The following is a 17605-nucleotide window of genomic DNA, read 5'->3' on the forward strand; positions in this document are numbered from 1 at the left end:
GAGATAGAGGCTCCTTGTGAATTAGGAGCCTTTGGTTAATATAGGTCTGTAAAGGGTGAGATTACTTTGAAAAGGAAATTAGTTATTGGACTGGACATAGGGACGACAAGCGCAAAAGCTGTCGTCTTTGATATGAAAGGGAAGTTAATTGCAGAAGCAGAAGAAATGATTGAAACATATTATCCACAGGCAGATTGGGTAGAACAGAACCCCATAGAAGTAGAGGCTGCTTGTTTAGTAGCGATGAAACAGGTTGTGAATAAAGCGAATGCTAATCAGGATGAATTTCTCGCCACGGGAATTTCCTGTGCCATGCACTCGCTCATTTGCATGGACGAGCAGTTCGAGCCACTATCCAACATGCTGATTTGGTCAGATGGCAGAAGCAGCAAACAAGCAGAAGCGCTTATGCAGTCAGAGCAAGGGAAAGAAATCTATGCTCGCACTGGAACACCGATTCATCCAATGACACCATTGATGAAGCTGATATGGATGCGCGAGAACAATTATGAACCTTATGAAAAGGCAGCCCATTTTATGACAATGAAGGAGTATTTATTGCAAAAATGGTTTGGCAAACGCGCTATTGATTATGCAATGGCATCTTCTACTGGTTTAATGAATGTAAAGGAGTTAGATTGGGAAAGCACTGCTCTTGCTGCAGCAGGTGTTGAAAGGGAACAGCTTTCTGCGATCGTGGCGCCAACAGAGACCTTCACAACAATTGATACTCAAATTGCAGCGGAAATCGGAATTGCTCATGACCATCCATTTGTGATGGGAGCGGCTGATGGCCAATTAGCGAATCTTGGAAGCGGTGCTACTGCGCCAGGGGAAGTTAATATTTCAGTTGGGACGAGTGGAGCAATAAGACAGTTTGTTCAAGGTGCCCCAGTTAATGAGGTAATGGAAACATTTACGTATGCCTTTTCAGAAGAGCGTTCGATTATTGGCGGACCAACGAATAATGGCGGAATTGCCCTGCAATGGTTCAAAGACATCATTGAATTTAATGGTACGCATGATGAATTGCTTGCGGGTGCAAAGGACGTAGAACCAGGAGCAGATGGGATTATTTTTCTCCCTTATGTAAATGGAGAGCGTGCGCCACTTTGGAATCAAAAGGCAAAAGGGAATTTCTTCGGACTTTGCATTGGGCATAAAAAAGAACATATGACGCGTGCTGTATTAGAAGGAATCGCATTCAATATTTACCAAATCAGCCAATCATTAGAGAAGATGGCAGGAGAATCGAAAAAAATCAGTGTTAACGGTGGACTTTCCAAATCCGAGCTTTGGGTACAAATTCTTGCCGATATTTTCGGCAGTGACATCCATATATCTGATACACATCATAACGCCGCATGGGGGGCAGCTTGGACAGCTTTGGTAGCTATTGGTGAAGCAGAAAGCTTTGACGATATTAAGGAGAATATGCCTGCTGAGAAAGTAATCCATGCAAACAATGATAATCATGAAATTTACTTAAAAATCTTTGAAAAGTATGAGAGAATGGTTAGTGACTTAATGGTGTATTTTACTTAAAGAGGTTATTTAATAAAGGTGTTCAATATGTCCTATCAGTAAATAGGAGTTGCAAGGTGAGGAAACGTGATGGATGAAATTTTAAAACAACTGCAAGATGGAAGAATCAGTATCGAACAAGCAAAGGGACAATTGGCTCCATACGAGAACCTAGGCTTTGCTAAGGTTGATCATCATCGCCCGAAAAGGCAAGGATTTCCAGAAGTAATTTATGGTGAAGGAAAGACTGTAGAGCAAATTCAAGCAATTATCCATGCAATAAAAACAAAGGGTAATAATGTACTTGTTACGAGAGTTGCAAAAGAAAAGGCGAGTGCTATTTTAGAAGAGCATCCAGAATTGCACTATGATGAAACTGCAGCGTTAATTTATTGGAAACGTGAAGTATCACCAGCCAATCGAGATCAAGGATACATTGCTGTCGTCTGTGCTGGAACATCAGACTTAAAGGTGGCAGAAGAAGCAGCAATAACAGCTGAGGTTATGGGTAGCAATGTCAGACGTATTTATGATGTCGGAGTTGCAGGACTCCATCGCTTACTAGATAATTTAGAAGCGATTCAACGAGCAACTGTAACCATTGTAGTGGCAGGGATGGAGGGTGCACTTCCAAGTGTTGTCGGAGGACTTGTCGCTAATCCATTAATTGCTGTTCCAACGAGTGTGGGATATGGAACCAATTTCCAAGGGCTCTCTGCACTGCTTTCCATGTTAAACAGTTGCTCATCTGGTGTAAGTGTTGTCAATATTGATAATGGCTTTGGTGGAGCGTATAATGCAGTGTTAATTGATCGTTTAGCGAATAAAGTGTAATGGTAAAGAAGGTGTATTGATCTGAATTCTTATCGACCTCCAAATGAAGAGCATATTGATAATCACATGATTAAAATGGAAGTTAATTTAGATGATATTTCTGGTGAGTGGCTAGGGTATGTGATGGACATGCTTTTTAATGCTGGTGCAAATGATGTGTTTTACACACCTATTTACATGAAAAAAAATCGGCCAGGCGTGTTACTACAGCTGCTTTGCCGCGAAGAAGCCATTGAAGAGATGAAGGAAATATTACTGCGGGAAACAACCACACTCGGTATTCGTTATTACCCATTAACCGTCCATCGAATGGAACGGGTCTTTACGAAAGTAGATACGAAATGGGGACCTGTAACGGTGAAACAGGGAGTTCGGAATGGAGAAGTATTTCAAAGTTCTCCAGAATACGAAGAATGTAGAAAGATTGCAGAAACTCACGATATTCCATTGAAGCGTGTTTATGAGGAAGTTTGGAGTCAACTGAAAAAAGGGGATTAATCATTATAACTCTGAAGCATTGTCAGTTTAGCTTTTGATAAATCGTTTAAAAAGACCTTAAAGATGGGCTGATGCGGCATCTTTAAGGTCTTTTTTTCTGTAAATAGATGCTGAAGGTATACGATAATTCTAAGATTAATCTTTAGATAAGCGAGCAATAATTATTGTTTATTTCCAAAAAAGGAATCTTATAAAACACTTGTTATTCTAAACGCTTACAACTATAATAGGTAATGTTGTAAATTTGTTGAGTATACAAATTAAAAATTCATGCTAATGTGATAATATATAATTTTTTGATTGTTGCATTTAAATAAGTGATTTCAGAGGTGAAATAATGAAAGCGATTAGAATACCTGAAGCGCATATTATTGAGGTTTTGGATATTCCAGTACCAGAGCTTGAAAAGGAAAACGAAGTGAAAGTAAAAATTAAGCGAGTAGGAATTTGTGGCTCGGACATGCATATTTACCACGGTACAAATCCACTTGCAACGTACCCAAGAATTGTTGGACATGAAGTGACAGGGGAAATAGTCGAAGTTGGTTCTGGGGTTTCTAAAGTATCGATTGGAGAACATGTTGTTATTGAACCAATTACCTACTGTGGGGAATGCTATGCATGTAAAAACGGTAGACCAAATGTCTGTAAAGAAGTTTCTGTATTTGGTGTCCATGAAGATGGTGGAATGAGAGAATTTGTAGTTCTAGAAGACAAACAAGTTCATAAAGTAGATTCCGAGATTGAATGGGATGAAGCTGTAATGGCTGAGCCTTATACAATTGGTGCCCAAGCTACATGGAGAGGAAACGTAGGGGAAGGTCAAACTGTATTTATTCAAGGAGCAGGACCTATTGGAATAACGGTTCTAAAATTGGCCAAGCTTCGTGGGGCAACCGTTATTATTTCAGATTTTACAAACGAACGCTTAGTGTTTGCGAAAGAAAATGGAGCAGATTATACGATTAACCCATCTGAGGTTGATGTAAGCGGTCAAATAAATGAAATTACAAATGGTGAAGGTGCCAATGTTGTCATTGATGCAGTAGGTGTGCCGCAAACATTCGAATTAGCTGTTGAAGTAGCATCTCCTGCAGGTAATGTTGTTACGTTAGGTTTCAATGCAACTCCTTCATCAATTGCAATGATGCACATCACGAAAAAGGAACTGACAATCACTGGTTCAAGGCTACAAACAAATCAGTTTGGGAAAGTGGTAGAGCTGATTAATTCTAAGAAGTTAACGCATAATGGTCTTGTGACACATCGTTTCCATGTGGATCAAGTAAAAGAGGCATTTGAATTTGTTGAGAAAAACCCAGACAAAGTGAGAAAAGCAGTTATTGAGTTTGAATGACTAGATAAATAAGAACAAAAGCGCAAGCGCCCGGTTAGCGACGTACGGACTGCGCCCCGAACTTTGGGGTGGTTCGACCTGTCGAACATTCCTACGTAGGAGATTCACTCCAAAGTATAAGATGAACTATGACTTTCGCCGTTATGGGCGAAAAGTCAAGTTCATCTAAAAGGAAACATGCCCCTTTAGGGGTATGCCGATGTTAGGCGTAGCCTGGTTTTAGTCGGCCATCCTTTTACCTGGAGTCGATGTTGACTTTCACCGCCAGGGTATAAGTGCGACTAAGCCTCTGGCGCAGCCAATCGGCAAGTCTTCTTTATCGTGTCATGAGGTGAGGGAAGTCTCGCTAGTCGTTGGGCGCTTCGTGGACTTGGCTGCTCCGGCATCTAAGTTATACACAGCATTCAAATTTTATAGTTTCCAAGGCTATAACAAAGGATTTAGATGTTTGCTAAATCCTCATACAGCCTTGAATGAAAACGGTTCATTACACATCTAAGTAAAGACATAAGGGGAGAGAAAGTTATGCCATTACTAATTGTTGCATTAGGTATTGTTGTATTACTCATTTTAATTATGAAGTTTAATTTGAATACATTTATTTCATTAGTTGTTGTGTCCTTCTTAATTGCATTGGCACTAGGTATGCCAGTTGATCAAATCGTTAAAACGATTGAAGCTGGAATGGGAGGTACACTGGGTGGTATTGCATTAGTATTCGGTCTCGGAGCAATCCTTGGAAAATTGATTGCAGATGCAGGCGGTGCCCAGCGTATCGCAATGACATTAATTGATAAATTTGGAGAAAAACGAATTCAATGGGCTGTTGTAGCAGCTGGATTTATTCTTGGTATTGCACTGTTTTTCGAAGTAGGCCTAGTATTATTAATTCCAATTGTTTATCAGATATCCAAACAAATTAATAAATCATTCCTTTGGTTAGGATTGCCAATGACGACGGCTTTATCTGTTACACATGCGTTCCTGCCGCCGCATCCAGGCCCGACGGTCATTGCCCAAGAATATGGTGCAAACGTAGGGATGGTATTGGTTTATGGATTTATCATTGCTATCCCGACGGTTATTATTGCGGGTCCGCTATTTACAAAAATCGCAAGAAAATACGCACCATCAGCATTTGAGAAAACGCCTACAGGCAGTATGGCTTCAATTGGTGATGCCAAACACTTTAAATTAGAAGATACACCAAGCTTTGGAATTAGTGCTTTCACAGCATTATTCCCTGTTATTCTGATGGCAATTTCAACCATTGTTTCGTTATTAAGGGAGCCAGAAACAGATAATGCTTTCTTTGATTTTGTTGCAATGGTAGGTGCGCCTACTACAGTTATGCTGATCTCTGTTTTGCTTGCTGTGTACACAATGGGTGTAGCAAGAAAGATTCCAATGAAAGACTTAATGAAGTCTGCCGAGAGCTCAATTGCAGCTATTGGTATGATGCTATTAATCCTTGGTGCTGGAGGCTCATTAAAGCAAGTATTAATTGATGGTGGTGTTGGCGATTATGTCGCACAGATCTTTGAAGGAAGTACAATTTCACCATTAATTCTAGCTTGGCTGATTGCTGCTTTAATTAGACTTGCACAAGGTTCTGCAACTGTTGCCGCATTAACAACCGCTGGTCTTGTTCTGCCGATGATGGTAGGCACAGATGTTAATGTAGAGTTAATGGTACTTGCAACTGGTGCAGGTAGTATTATTGCCTCTCACGTAAACGATACTGGATTCTGGATTGTAAAAGAATCCTTTGGTTTAACAATGAAAGAAACATTTGCAACGTGGACGGTGCTCGAGACACTGATTTCTGTTTGTGGTTTAGTGTTTGTACTGGCGCTGAGTTTGTTTGTATAAGAAGTTTTGGAAAGGCTTTGGGTTTATATCCCAAAGCCTTTTTTGTATTCGAAACAAATTGTTTTTAAAGGGATTTAATATCGAGTTTTTGTACCAGCGAAGGTTAGAGAGCTGAAATTAAATTAGTATTATGGAAGGTATATTTCACCACTATTATCAAAATGAAACATTTAAAAATTGTTTGGAGATGAAGTTAGGGGTAATATGTTACATATTGATACTGTGATTGTTCATGTATGTGGAAACAATTGATTCTTTGGAATGAAGTAATAGACGGGCTGGGGGTGTTATGTTGGGAAATCAAAATATATTGAAAAACAGTATTAGGATTAGAGAAAATAAACATAAAGATAGAAATTTAGTTCAGAAACACTATCACCAGATACATCAAATTCTATACGTATTGGAAAATAGCGGAGAGATTATATTGAATGAGCAAGTTCATTCATTTACACAAGACAGTTTAGCATTTATTACTCCGTATTCTCCTCATTCCATTACTTCTGATACAAAAATGACGGTGCTTGTTCTTGAGTTTGAAATGGACGAGTTTGGAAACGACATGAAAATGCTGCTTCATCAACATTGTTTTGATGAAACAAGGTTAATCAACATGAATCTATTCACGTCAGGAAATGTTAGGCAGCTATTAAGAAGAATGCTTTACGAGCAATCACAGGGGAAAGTGATTAATCAAATGTCTATGAAGATTTGTTTATCTGAGTTATTACTTATTCTTCTTAGAAACAGAAAAGAACCAAGTATAACGAATGCAAATACTTTTCGCGCGGAGCGCTTGCGTAAATATATGGATACACATTATTTTGAAGTTACAAATGCTACAGAGTTATCTCAGAAAATCGGAATCAGTACCCGCCATGTCAATACTATTTTTAAAGAACAATATAACACTACTCCAATGAAATATTTGAATGAAGTACGTATGGAAGTGGCTAAAAAGTTACTGGTGGAGACAGATAATGATATTCCTTCCATTTGCTTTGAAATAGGTTTTGAATCACTTGCTACTTTCTATAGGAGATTTAAAGAATTCACTGAAGTCTCGCCAAAAAAATTTCGCTTAGAAAATAAGTACTCCGGTTAAAAGGGATTTTTTGAGAAACTATCAACCGAATAAATTGAATTTATGTAAGCACGTTTATCATATGAACTGATTTAATCGCATTTCATAACGTGCTTATTTTTTATTTCCGAAAATGAGAATTAAATTCTTTGAATAATAAGACTTATCATAAAAATGATTGTATGATAGCGCTAAGAAATAAATATTCAGGAGGATAAATATGACTGTACATCAAATTGGGATAATTATGAACGGAGTAACAGGACGTATGGGTACAAATCAGCATTTAATTCGCTCAATTGTTGCGATACGTGAACAAGGGGGAATTGAGTTATCTAGTGGTGATAAGATTATGCCTGATCCGATTTTAGTTGGAAGACGTGCAAATCGTTTAGAAGAATTAGCAAAAATCCATCAATTATCACGTTGGACAACAAATTTCGATGAGGCATTATCTGATGATTATAATCAGATCTATTTTGATGCACAAACAACGGTAAGAAGGTCTGAAGCAATCCGCAAAGCAATTGCAGCAGGAAAACATATTTATTGTGAGAAACCAACTGCAACAAATTTTGAGGATGCGATTGAACTTGCTCAATTAGCAAGTGAAGCTGGAGTAAAAAATGGGGTTGTTCAAGATAAATTATATCTTCCAGGACTATTAAAATTAAAACGCCTAATTGATTCGGGATTCTTTGGGAAAATTCTTAGTGTTCGGATGGATTTTGGTTATTGGGTTTTTGAAGGGGACTGGCAAGAAGGTCAACGCCCATCTTGGAATTATCGAAAAGAAGATGGTGGTGGAATGATTGTCGATATGTATCCACATTGGAGTTATGTCATACAAGATCTTTTCGGGAAAATTGATTCCGTTTCCTGTCTTGGAGCTACTCATATTCCGGAACGCGTTGATGAAGGCGGTAACATATATACTGCAACAGCAGATGATGCAGCGTATGGGATGTTTGAACTGGAAAATGGTGTGATTGTTCAAGCGAATTCTTCCTGGGCAGTCCGTGTAAATCGTGACGATTTGTTTACGGTACAAGTGGATGGTATCGAAGGGAGCGCTGTGGCAGGTTTAAGAGATTGTAAAGTCCAGCATCGTGTTAACTCGCCAAAGCCAGTCTGGAATCCAGACATTCCAAATCCATTTGATTTCCAATCGCACTGGCAAGAGGTACCAGACAACAAAGTATTTGATAATGCCTTTAAAATTCAGTGGGAAATGTTTTTAAAACATGTTGTTGCAGATGAAACCTATACATTGGATTTATATAAAGGAGCAGAAGGGATTCAGCTTGCAGAAGCTGCACTGCAATCATGGAATGAACGTCGATGGGTTGCAGTACCGGGGGTTAAAAATAAGGTGAATGTGTAGGAGGTAGTGTTGGTGAATTCTATAAAATTGCCGAACAAAAACGGAGAGTTATATACGTATACACCACAAGATCCTGTTTCTGTTCATATACCAGAGGTCCCATTTAAAAGCCGTATTGTTTATTCGGCAGCGCATGTGGTTGCCAATCCGCTTGCAGATACAGACCCAATTCAAAACAGTAAAATTGATTGGGAAACAACTCTAAAATACCGCCACTATTTATGGTCTTTAGGTTTAGGCGTAGCCGAAGCAATGGATACTGCCCAACGCGGGATGGGGTTGTACTGGGAACATGCAAAAGAGTTAATAAGACAATCTGTAAAGGAAGCGAATTCTGTAAACGGATGGATCGCTTGTGGAGCTGGAACAGATCATTTGCTTCCACATCCAAGTTTAAAGCTAGAAGAAGTCGAAAGAGCCTACGCGGAGCAATGTGAATTTGTTGAGAAACAAGGTGGTCGTATTATCATGATGGCAAGCCGCGCCTTAGCTGCGTGTGCGAAGACTCCAGAAGATTATGAGCGCGTCTACCGAAATGTATTGAATGAGGTTTCCGAACCAGTCATCTTACATTGGCTTGGTGATATGTTTGATCCAGCATTAAAAGGTTATTGGGGTCATGAGGATGTCGATCAAGCGATGGATGTTTGTCTACAAGTGATTAAAGAGAACGAGAGTAAGATTGATGGAATTAAAATATCCCTACTGGATGATAAAAAGGAAATATTGATGAGGCGTCTCCTTCCTGATAGCGTCAAAATGTATACAGGGGATGACTTTAACTATCCTGACCTGATTAAAGGCGATGAACAAGGTTATTCTCACGCCCTACTAGGAATCTTTGATGCAATTGCGCCTGCAGCAGCAAATGCAATGCACGCACTGGATGCGAATAATATCGAACAGTATGATGCAATTTTAGAAAAAACCGTTCCATTATCGCGCCATATTTTCCAAAAACCGACGTATGCCTATAAAACTGGTGTTGTGTTTATGGCATATTTGAATGGCCATCAATCCCATTTTCGTATGATTGGTGGAGCAGAAGGGCAACGTTCCATCATTCATTTGTCTGACTTATTCGTGATGGCTGATGATGCAGGATTATTAAAGGATCCAGAGCTAGCTGCGGAAAGAATGAAAATTGTCCTGGCTCAAGCGGGTATCATGCAACCATCCAAGCAATTTATGTAACATAGTAGGAGGCGTAAGTAATGACAGAAGACACATCCTTGTTAAAATACCTTAGTTTGAATCAAATTACAACGGAACAGTGGAACCTAAAGGAAGCAGCTATCGGCTGTGCACAAGCTGAAGTTCCATGGATATCAATATGGCGCCACAAATTAGAAGCACTCGGGATTGCAGAAAGTAAACGAATCATAAAGGGTACAGGTCTGAAGGTTTCAAGTCTATGCCGTGGTGGGATGTTTCCAGCAGCGACAGAGGAACAACGTCGGAAAAACCTAGATGATAATAAACGAGCAGTGGAAGAAGCTGCTGAACTTGGTACGGATGTGCTTGTACTGGTCTGTGGACCAGCACCTGATCGTAATATCGATTTATCTCGTCAGTGGGTAGAAGAAGGAATTGAACAACTTGTTCCATTTGCTGAATCCTGTGGTGTGAGACTGGGAATCGAGCCACTTCATCCGATGTATGCAGCTGATCGTTCCGTAATCGTGACACTTGGTCAAGCAAATAAAATAGCACAAGAATATTCACCCGATCAAGTTGGGGTTGTTGTCGATGTCTTTCATGTATGGTGGGACCCAGAACTATATAAACAGATTGCTCGTGCAAAGGAAAGGATTCTCGGTTTTCATGTATCGGATTGGAATGTGCCAATTACGGATACTTTTAAGGCCCGCCGAATGATGGGGGATGGGGTAATAGAAATTCGTCGTATAAGAAAAGCAGTTGAAGAAGCGGGCTATCATGGACCAATTGAGGTTGAAATCATGAATCAAGAACTATGGGATATGCCTGGGGAGGACGTACTTAAGCTTATGAAGAACAGTTTTGTAAAACATGTGTAAGGAAGGATGGAGAATAGTTTGATTCGCTATTCTCTTTCCTGCGTCCTTAAAGAATAATAGTGTTGACGTCGTATTAAAGGGCCTATTCATTTAAAAGTAAAGTAGTAGATTTGGTTTATTCGAAATGAATAAGACATTCCATTATTTGTAAGCGTTAACATTAGGACTGAGGAGGAGTTATATGAATGGTAAGAGAAAAGACATTATCGCTGGGGGTGCATTTTTAATATTGTTATTGATTGCTGTTGGTTTTGGTCATGATAATAAAGCTTTAAGTGAAGGTCATGGGAATTATACGATTAAGTTTGCACATGTTGTGACTCCCTCTGTAGCAAAAGGGAAAGCCGCAGAAAAATTTGCGGAAATGATTGAGGAAAGAACGGATGGTCAAATCAAAGTTGAAGTATATCCGGATTCACAACTAGGTAGTGATAGAGAAATAATCGAACATATACAAACAGGGACAGTACAAATGAATGCACCATTTACTGGTGTGCTGCCAACTTTTGTAAAAGAGTTTGAGATATTTGATTTACCTTTCTTATTTGAAAGTAGGGAAGAAGCTTATCAAGCTACTAATGGAGAATTAGGTGAAATATTAGGTGAAAAGCTAAAGTTGCAAGGTTTGCATTTACTTAATTTTTGGGATGGTGGTTTTAAACATCTTACAAATTCTGTACGGCCAATCGAAACACCGAAAGATATAAGCGGTTTAAAGATGAGAATATCACAAAGTCCTCTCCTAATAGCGCAATTCCAAGAAGTTAATGCTGGCGGTGTTTCTATAGATTTTTCCGAGTTATATACTGCCCTACAAACAAAAACGGTTGATGGACAAGAGAATCCGCTATCAAATGTTGTAAGTAAAAAGTTTTACGAGGTGCAAGATTACCTTACGTTAAGTGGACATGGATATATGGCATATCCTCTAGTAATTAGTAGCGATTTTTATAATAAACTCCCAGAAGATCTGCAAGTCGCTATAGATGAAGTCGCTCAAGAAGTTACCGATTGGCAATGGGAAGAAGCTTTAAAAGACGAGGAAGAGTACATGAAAGTGTTAAATGAGTCCAATATTCAAATAAATGAACTATCTTCAGAACAAAAGAAAGCATTCAGAGAGGCGATGTCTGGAGCCTATGATCAATTTAGTGAGATGGAAGGAAGTAACATATTGCTGAATATAATTGATAATTAATGATTTCACAACCTCAGCATGGTACTTTATTTTGTTTATAGAAGGTGGGATTTCTTTGGATAGAGTAAATAAAATTTTAAACCATATGGAAGAGTATTTTGCGGTGATTTCTCTTCTTATAGCTTCTTTACTTGTATTTATTCAAGTTGTTTTAAGATATGCTTTTAATAATTCTTTAGTGTGGTCTGAGGAAATTGCAAGGTATTTAATTATTTGGTTAGTTCTTATCGGTAGCAGTATTGCTGTGAGAGAGAAAGCACATGCAACTGTTGATGCAGTTGTAGCATTTTTACCACCATTACCAAAAAGGATTTTTTCCATTATTGCTAATCTGATGGGGATAGCCTTTTGTTTTATTCTTGTAAGATCTGGTACGATAACAGTTTCAAATGTAGTTGAATTCGGCAATGTTACTCCAGCCGTAGGAATTCCAATGGCAATCCCTTACTTATCACTTCCAATAGGCGGAGCCCTTATGCTTTACAGATTTATACAATTACTATTTGAGGATGTCGCAAGCCTAAATCAAATCAGAAAAGTGAAATCCTCGTCAGTAGAGGAGCGTGCAGAAAAATGATCATACTAATTTTTGCTATCTTGTTAATAATTGGCGCTCCTATAGCAATAGCAATTGGTTTATCTAGCTTTATTGCAATGATTCAAGAGGGAATGTCAATAGATGTATTTGCTAGAAATATCTTTTCGGGAATAGATTCTTTTACTTTAATGGCGATTCCATTTTTTATTTTTGCAGGAGATTTAATGTTAGTGGGCGGAACATCAAGGAGATTGGTTGACCTTGCAAAAAAACTAGTTGGATGGGTCACTGGAGGTTTGCCAATTGCTGGGGTTATATCTTCGATGTTCTTTGCATCGCTTTCTGGTTCAAGTCCAGCTACAGTTGCAGCAATTGGTGGTGTAATGATTCCCTCGTTGGGAGAATCAGGATATTCTCGTAAATTTGCCATCGGGTTAATGACTGCTGCTGGAACTCTAGGTATAATCATTCCGCCAAGTATAACTTTACTGGTATATGGTTCTTCTGCTGAAGTATCCATTAGTGATTTATTTATTGCAGGAATTATACCTGGTATATTTATTGGATTTGTTTTAGTTATTGTAAGTTTCATAATTGCAAAGAGAGAAGGTCATAAGCCAGAAGGTAAAGCTAGCTTACAAGAGTTATGGAGCTCTTTTAAATCAGCGATATGGGGTATCTTACTACCTGTAATTGTTTTAGGTGGTATCTATGTAGGTGTTTTTACACCTACGGAAGCAGCAGCCGTTGCGATTGTATATAGTTTGATAATTGGTTTCTTTGTCTATAAAGAAATGGACGTCAAAAAATTATTTGAAAGTACTAGAAAGTCTGTAGTCATTTCTTCAATGATTATGCTTGTAATTGCAGCGTCTAATGTATTTAGTTGGTACTTAACCTATGAGCAAATCCCTACAAAACTCGCATCTATTTTTCTTGAATATGCAAATACTCAAGTGATTTTTATACTAATGGTCATAATAATTCTGCTAATTGTAGGGATGTTTATGGACACAAGTGCAGCGGTTCTAATCTTTGTTCCTCTATTTCTACCGTTGGTTTACGAACTAGGAATAGATCCCATACATTTTGGTATCATTATGATCGTTACATTATCAATAGGAATGATTACCCCTCCGTTTGGATTAAACCTATTTGTGGCACAAGGGATAACTGGAGAGTCGCTTACACAGGTCATAAAAGGAGCGTTCCCATTTATCATTGTTTTAATTCTAACGGCAGTTGTAATTGCATTTATTCCACAGATATCATTACTTTTAGTTAATCTGTGAATCATTTTTAAATTAGTATAAATAACCGACCCCTCTTTGCAATGAATATTGCTCAACAAATGAGAAATATTCATTGTGAAGGGGGCTTTTGATTGCGCAGAAGCAAATCGAAACAAATTGGATATAGTGTCCATAGGGAAATCAAGGTTTTATTTTACTTTACACTTGAAAAATAAAGCGGTTACATATAGTATTATAATATAGTCATGTTTGTTTGTTTATCAAACAAATTATAAAACGGAAACAGATCGAAGGTTCATGTTTTAACTAATATATAAAGAATGAGAGGTTGATTGAAAATGAAAACGTTTATAACAGATGATTTTTTACTTTATAATGAGACAGCACGTGAGCTCTTCCATAATACTGCAAAGCATTTACCAATTATTGACTATCATAATCACTTGAACCAGCATGAAATTCTGCAGGATAAAAACTATTCGAATTTAGCTCAAGTGTGGTTAGGCGGTGACCATTATAAATGGCGTGGTATGCGTGCTAATGGGATTGCTGAAGATTATATTACTGGAAATAAAAGTGACTATGAGAAATTTCTTGCATGGTCAAAAACAGTGCCTAACACATTAGGGAATCCTTTATACCACTGGACACATTTAGAACTGCTACGCTACTTTGACATTGATGTGCTGCTTAATGAAGATTCTGCGCCAGCAATATGGGAAGAAGCGAATGCCAATCTTCAGGCGCCAGAGCTATCAACTAGATCTTTATTAAGGAACAAAAATGTTGAATTTGTAGGAACAACAGATGATCCAACAGACGATTTAGAAGCACATAAAGCACTTGCTAAAGAGGATTTCTCTGTAACTGTATCACCATCATTCCGTCCAGATAAGGGCTTAACTATTGAAAATGATGACTTTTTACCTTGGGTGGAAAAGCTAGAAAAAGCTGCAAATATGTCGATTGATAACTATGGTGCCTTTTTGGATGCGCTTGCGAATCGTGTCGATTACTTTGACGAGCAAGGCTGCCGTAGTTCAGATCATGGAATTAATGTGCTTTTTTATGAAAAGGCGACGAGGGATGATGTTGCATCCATTTTTGCAAAACGTTTAAAGGGTGAAACGTTGTCTGCGAAGGAAGTCGAGCAGTTTAAAACATACACACTAGTTGTTCTTGGCGAATTATATGCAGATAAGGGATGGGTCATGCAGCTGCATATCAATCCATTACGTAATAACAGCACAAGAATGTTTAAGCATGTAGGGCCCGATAGTGGGTTTGATTCAATCGGTGACAACCTTCTTGCTGATAAATTATCTAATTTGCTGGATGCAATGGATATTCAGAATAAGCTTCCAAAGACAGTATTATATAGCTTAAATTCACGTGATAATAATATTCTTGCTGCAATGGCAGGGAATTTCCAAACGGATGAGGTTCCTGGAAAGGTTCAATTTGGAACAGCATGGTGGTTTAATGACACAATCGATGGAATGGAAGATCAGATGAAGACATTAGCCAATATGGGATTGATTAGTAACTTTATCGGGATGTTGACAGACTCAAGAAGTTTTCTTTCCTTCCCTAGACATGAATATTTCCGCAGGATTTTATGTAACCTGTTAGGAACGTGGGTAGAAGAAGGAAAGGCTCCCAAAGATATGGTGTTGCTTGAAACGTATGTTAGAAATATTTGCTATGAGAATGCGAAACGATTTTTTAGGGTTGGATAGTCTATCTCTTAAGTATATATAAATTTATTAGAAGAAAAGTTTAAAAATTATCCTTTACGATTGAAGTAGCTATCTGTACTTCTATTGTAAAGGATTTTTTGTTATTTAATGGAATAAACAAAACTCGAATGGCATAAAGCACACTCGAGCTTAAATTGAACGTTAACGGTTTCCTTTATTCTCTATTTCCAGATTTCCAGCAATTCAGCAGCACAGGCATAAAGCTTTTCATACCCCTCTTTAGAGATAAAATCTTTATCGTAGTGCTGATGCAATTTTTTATTAAACTTTTTAACGTGCTGAACAACCTTTTTGGCATTTCCTTGATTTTCGAATTTTACTACCGGGTTTAATTGTGCCTGGAGGGAACGAGCAGCCCCATGATTCGCAAATTCTCCAGCTTCTGCTAGACGGTTAATTTCTTCGATCAATAGTGAAGCGCTTACATACGATAGACCAAATCCTAAAGCGTAGTCATCACCAACCTATAAAATAGAATTAATTGAGTATCTTCAATTCTAATTGATTGTATTTTTAATGAATAATCTTGAAATTGCTTGCGCTTACATATATGATAGATTTGTTTGATGTATAAACAAATAAATTGTTACTCAATTGAATTGACAATTGCTCAGAGGTGAGTAACGAAGGGAGGACATAATGAAACACCATCCAGTCTTTAGCTATTTATATATCTTCTATTCCAGTGTATTTATCATACATATCGTTAATGTGTTTATCGAAAGTGATTCCCTTAATTACATCATCGGAATATTCGCTTTAATGATGGTAGCAATATCATTCATCGGTGCATCTAATCTATTTAGAATACTTGGAGCGGCATTTATTTTAGTTGGGGGTATTGCTTTTTTAACATCAAATCACTCACTGCTAGAGATTCCTAGCTTGCTTACATCGAACATGTCACTTCTAACTCTCTTAGCAATGCTGCCATGGATGAACAGTGTTGTAAGAAGTGGCCGGTTTGATCGAAGTTTGAACAATCTACTAAACGTAAATGTTTCGGATTTGGGTAAGCTCTATCCACGTGGATCAATTACAACCCTCACCTTAGCAGCTTTCTTAAATTTATCAGCCGCAAATATTTCGCAAGATGTGTTAAAAGATAACTTACGCTCCTTGAATAAAAAGGTAAGAAATTCATTTGTTGGCACCGCGACACTTAGAGGTTATACATTAGCACTATTATGGAGTCCGCTAGAGATCTTATTAGCTGTATCGATTTTCACCACGGGTGCTGATTATGTTTCGTTATTGCCTTGGCTTCTGTTGATTGCAGGTATTACATTTCTACTTGATTCATTTTGGGGACGTTATCATTATAAGAAGTATTCCTATGATAATCCTGCGTCAGAAACGATAAGTATGAAAGAGATAGCAAAAAAAATTATTCATTTAATGTTTGCTCTTGTTGTATTTCTAACGCTTGTGATTACGTTAGGAAATCTATTTAATATAGATTTTATTTTTACAGTGACAATTATTATTTTTCCTTTTGCGTTTATATGGGCTCAACTTATGAAAAGAGGACGCAGTTTTTGGATAATTGGTTGGAATACATGGAAGCAGAAGACAAATGCAATGCAAAATTTTGTTGTTTTATTTATTACCTTGGCGTTCTTTGCGAATAGTATTAGTGGCACATCGTTTTTAGAGTTTATTCAGCAGCCGGTTTTAGCTATTATCGATTATCCATTTCTTATTTTTATTGTAATTCAGCTCATTTTTATTTTTATGAGTATGTTTGGGGTACATCCAATTGCGACGATTGGAATATTAAGTGGAGTGATTGCTACTTTGCTTGAAACAATGAATCCTACCAGTCTTGCGATTGTTTTAACAACAAGCGCAGTTTCTACATTAACGGTCGGCTCTTATGGACTTGTTGTTCAGTTAACCTCGATGAACATTGGACAGAATCCGTACCGAATTACATTAAATAATATGCCATATGCGCTTATGTTTGGCGGGATAGGGTCAATAGTTGCATACCTGCTTTTGTAGTAAATGAAGCAGATAGTACAGGATAAATGTACTATCTGCTTTCTACTACCTAATAATCATAAAACTTAAACGGGAAACTGAAATATCACATTATTTTGTGTATAAAAAACCTTGAAAATAAAAACGCTTCATTTATAATGAGATTAACATTTAGTTTGTTTGGCTAACAAATAATATTTAGGTGGGAATTAAATGAAAAAGAAAGCGTTGACATTAATCTCGGTTTTGTTGTTTGTAGCTATGTATTAGCGGCATGTGGA

The 17605-nt window shown here is 37.8% G+C and carries 15 protein-coding genes; 14 read left to right on the forward strand and 1 reads right to left on the reverse strand.

The window, feature by feature from the left end; genetic code table 11:
* The first annotated feature begins 66 nt into the window (after nt 1–66).
* The 13 genes from NST46_RS07760 to uxaC all read left to right on the forward strand — a co-directional run bounded on the left by NST46_RS07760 (nt 67) and on the right by uxaC (nt 15320).
* Nucleotides 67–1545, forward strand: a complete 1479-nt coding sequence (locus tag NST46_RS07760) for a gluconokinase (RefSeq protein ID WP_341137007.1) — start codon at nt 67–69, stop codon at nt 1543–1545.
* 66 nt (nt 1546–1611) lie between these two features.
* Nucleotides 1612–2358: a nickel pincer cofactor biosynthesis protein LarB gene (larB, locus tag NST46_RS07765; RefSeq protein ID WP_341137008.1), complete on the forward strand. Its 747-nt coding sequence runs from the start codon at nt 1612–1614 to the stop codon at nt 2356–2358.
* A 21-nt stretch (nt 2359–2379) separates the two neighbouring features.
* Entirely contained in the window at nt 2380–2856 is a 477-nt protein-coding gene (gene larC / locus NST46_RS07770; RefSeq protein ID WP_095313446.1) for a nickel insertion protein, read from the forward strand.
* Nucleotides 2857–3193: 337 nt separating this feature from the next.
* Nucleotides 3194–4213, forward strand: coding sequence for a zinc-binding alcohol dehydrogenase family protein (locus tag NST46_RS07775; RefSeq protein WP_341137009.1), 1020 nt, complete (start codon nt 3194–3196; stop codon nt 4211–4213).
* A 525-nt stretch (nt 4214–4738) separates the two neighbouring features.
* Nucleotides 4739–6085, forward strand: coding sequence for a gluconate:H+ symporter (locus tag NST46_RS07780; RefSeq protein WP_340002680.1), 1347 nt, complete (start codon nt 4739–4741; stop codon nt 6083–6085).
* Between the two features lie 292 nt (nt 6086–6377).
* Complete coding sequence (locus NST46_RS07785) at nt 6378–7190, forward strand: AraC family transcriptional regulator (protein WP_251660939.1); 813 nt, start codon at nt 6378–6380, stop codon at nt 7188–7190.
* A 199-nt stretch (nt 7191–7389) separates the two neighbouring features.
* The gene (locus tag NST46_RS07790) at nt 7390–8553 is read left to right on the forward strand and encodes a Gfo/Idh/MocA family protein (protein WP_095313435.1); all 1164 of its coding nucleotides are present in this window, start codon (nt 7390–7392) and stop codon (nt 8551–8553) included.
* 9 nt (nt 8554–8562) lie between these two features.
* Complete coding sequence (locus NST46_RS07795) at nt 8563–9747, forward strand: dihydrodipicolinate synthase family protein (protein WP_340002681.1); 1185 nt, start codon at nt 8563–8565, stop codon at nt 9745–9747.
* 20 nt (nt 9748–9767) lie between these two features.
* Nucleotides 9768–10592: a sugar phosphate isomerase/epimerase family protein gene (locus NST46_RS07800; RefSeq protein WP_340002682.1), complete on the forward strand. Its 825-nt coding sequence runs from the start codon at nt 9768–9770 to the stop codon at nt 10590–10592.
* A gap of 181 nt (nt 10593–10773) precedes the next feature.
* Nucleotides 10774–11790: a TRAP transporter substrate-binding protein gene (locus tag NST46_RS07805; RefSeq protein ID WP_095313429.1), complete on the forward strand. Its 1017-nt coding sequence runs from the start codon at nt 10774–10776 to the stop codon at nt 11788–11790.
* Nucleotides 11791–11845: 55 nt separating this feature from the next.
* The gene (locus tag NST46_RS07810; RefSeq protein WP_251660937.1) at nt 11846–12367 is read left to right on the forward strand and encodes a TRAP transporter small permease; all 522 of its coding nucleotides are present in this window, start codon (nt 11846–11848) and stop codon (nt 12365–12367) included.
* Nucleotides 12364–13620, forward strand: coding sequence for a TRAP transporter large permease (locus NST46_RS07815; protein WP_340002683.1), 1257 nt, complete (start codon nt 12364–12366; stop codon nt 13618–13620). Before NST46_RS07810 ends, NST46_RS07815 begins: the two co-directional genes overlap by 4 nt.
* 299 nt (nt 13621–13919) lie before the next feature.
* Complete coding sequence (uxaC, locus tag NST46_RS07820; RefSeq protein WP_341137010.1) at nt 13920–15320, forward strand: glucuronate isomerase; 1401 nt, start codon at nt 13920–13922, stop codon at nt 15318–15320.
* A 182-nt stretch (nt 15321–15502) separates the two neighbouring features.
* Here uxaC and NST46_RS07825 read toward each other — a convergent pair whose 3' ends face one another.
* Nucleotides 15503–15751 (reverse strand): FIMAH domain-containing protein, encoded by a 249-nt coding sequence (locus NST46_RS07825; RefSeq protein ID WP_340002685.1) that lies wholly within the window; start codon nt 15749–15751, stop codon nt 15503–15505.
* A gap of 229 nt (nt 15752–15980) precedes the next feature.
* Between NST46_RS07825 and NST46_RS07830 the strand changes: the two genes are divergently transcribed.
* Nucleotides 15981–17345, forward strand: coding sequence for a hypothetical protein (locus tag NST46_RS07830; RefSeq protein ID WP_251660934.1), 1365 nt, complete (start codon nt 15981–15983; stop codon nt 17343–17345).
* Nucleotides 17346–17605 lie beyond the last annotated feature (260 nt).

It is taken from the genome of Oceanobacillus sp. FSL W7-1309, from assembly GCF_038002145.1.
GTDB classification, from domain to species: domain Bacteria; phylum Bacillota; class Bacilli; order Bacillales; family Amphibacillaceae; genus Oceanobacillus; species Oceanobacillus profundus.

Coding starts and splice junctions, on each gene's coding strand:
- NST46_RS07775 (WP_341137009.1), top strand. CDS start 3,194: ATGAAAGCGATTAGAATACCTGAAGCGCATATTATTGAGGTTTTGGAT.
- NST46_RS07780 (WP_340002680.1), top strand. CDS start 4,739: ATGCCATTACTAATTGTTGCATTAGGTATTGTTGTATTACTCATTTTA.
- NST46_RS07790 (WP_095313435.1), top strand. CDS start 7,390: ATGACTGTACATCAAATTGGGATAATTATGAACGGAGTAACAGGACGT.
- NST46_RS07800 (WP_340002682.1), top strand. CDS start 9,768: ATGACAGAAGACACATCCTTGTTAAAATACCTTAGTTTGAATCAAATT.
- NST46_RS07805 (WP_095313429.1), top strand. CDS start 10,774: ATGAATGGTAAGAGAAAAGACATTATCGCTGGGGGTGCATTTTTAATA.
- NST46_RS07815 (WP_340002683.1), top strand. CDS start 12,364: ATGATCATACTAATTTTTGCTATCTTGTTAATAATTGGCGCTCCTATA.
- uxaC (WP_341137010.1), top strand. CDS start 13,920: ATGAAAACGTTTATAACAGATGATTTTTTACTTTATAATGAGACAGCA.
- NST46_RS07830 (WP_251660934.1), top strand. CDS start 15,981: ATGAAACACCATCCAGTCTTTAGCTATTTATATATCTTCTATTCCAGT.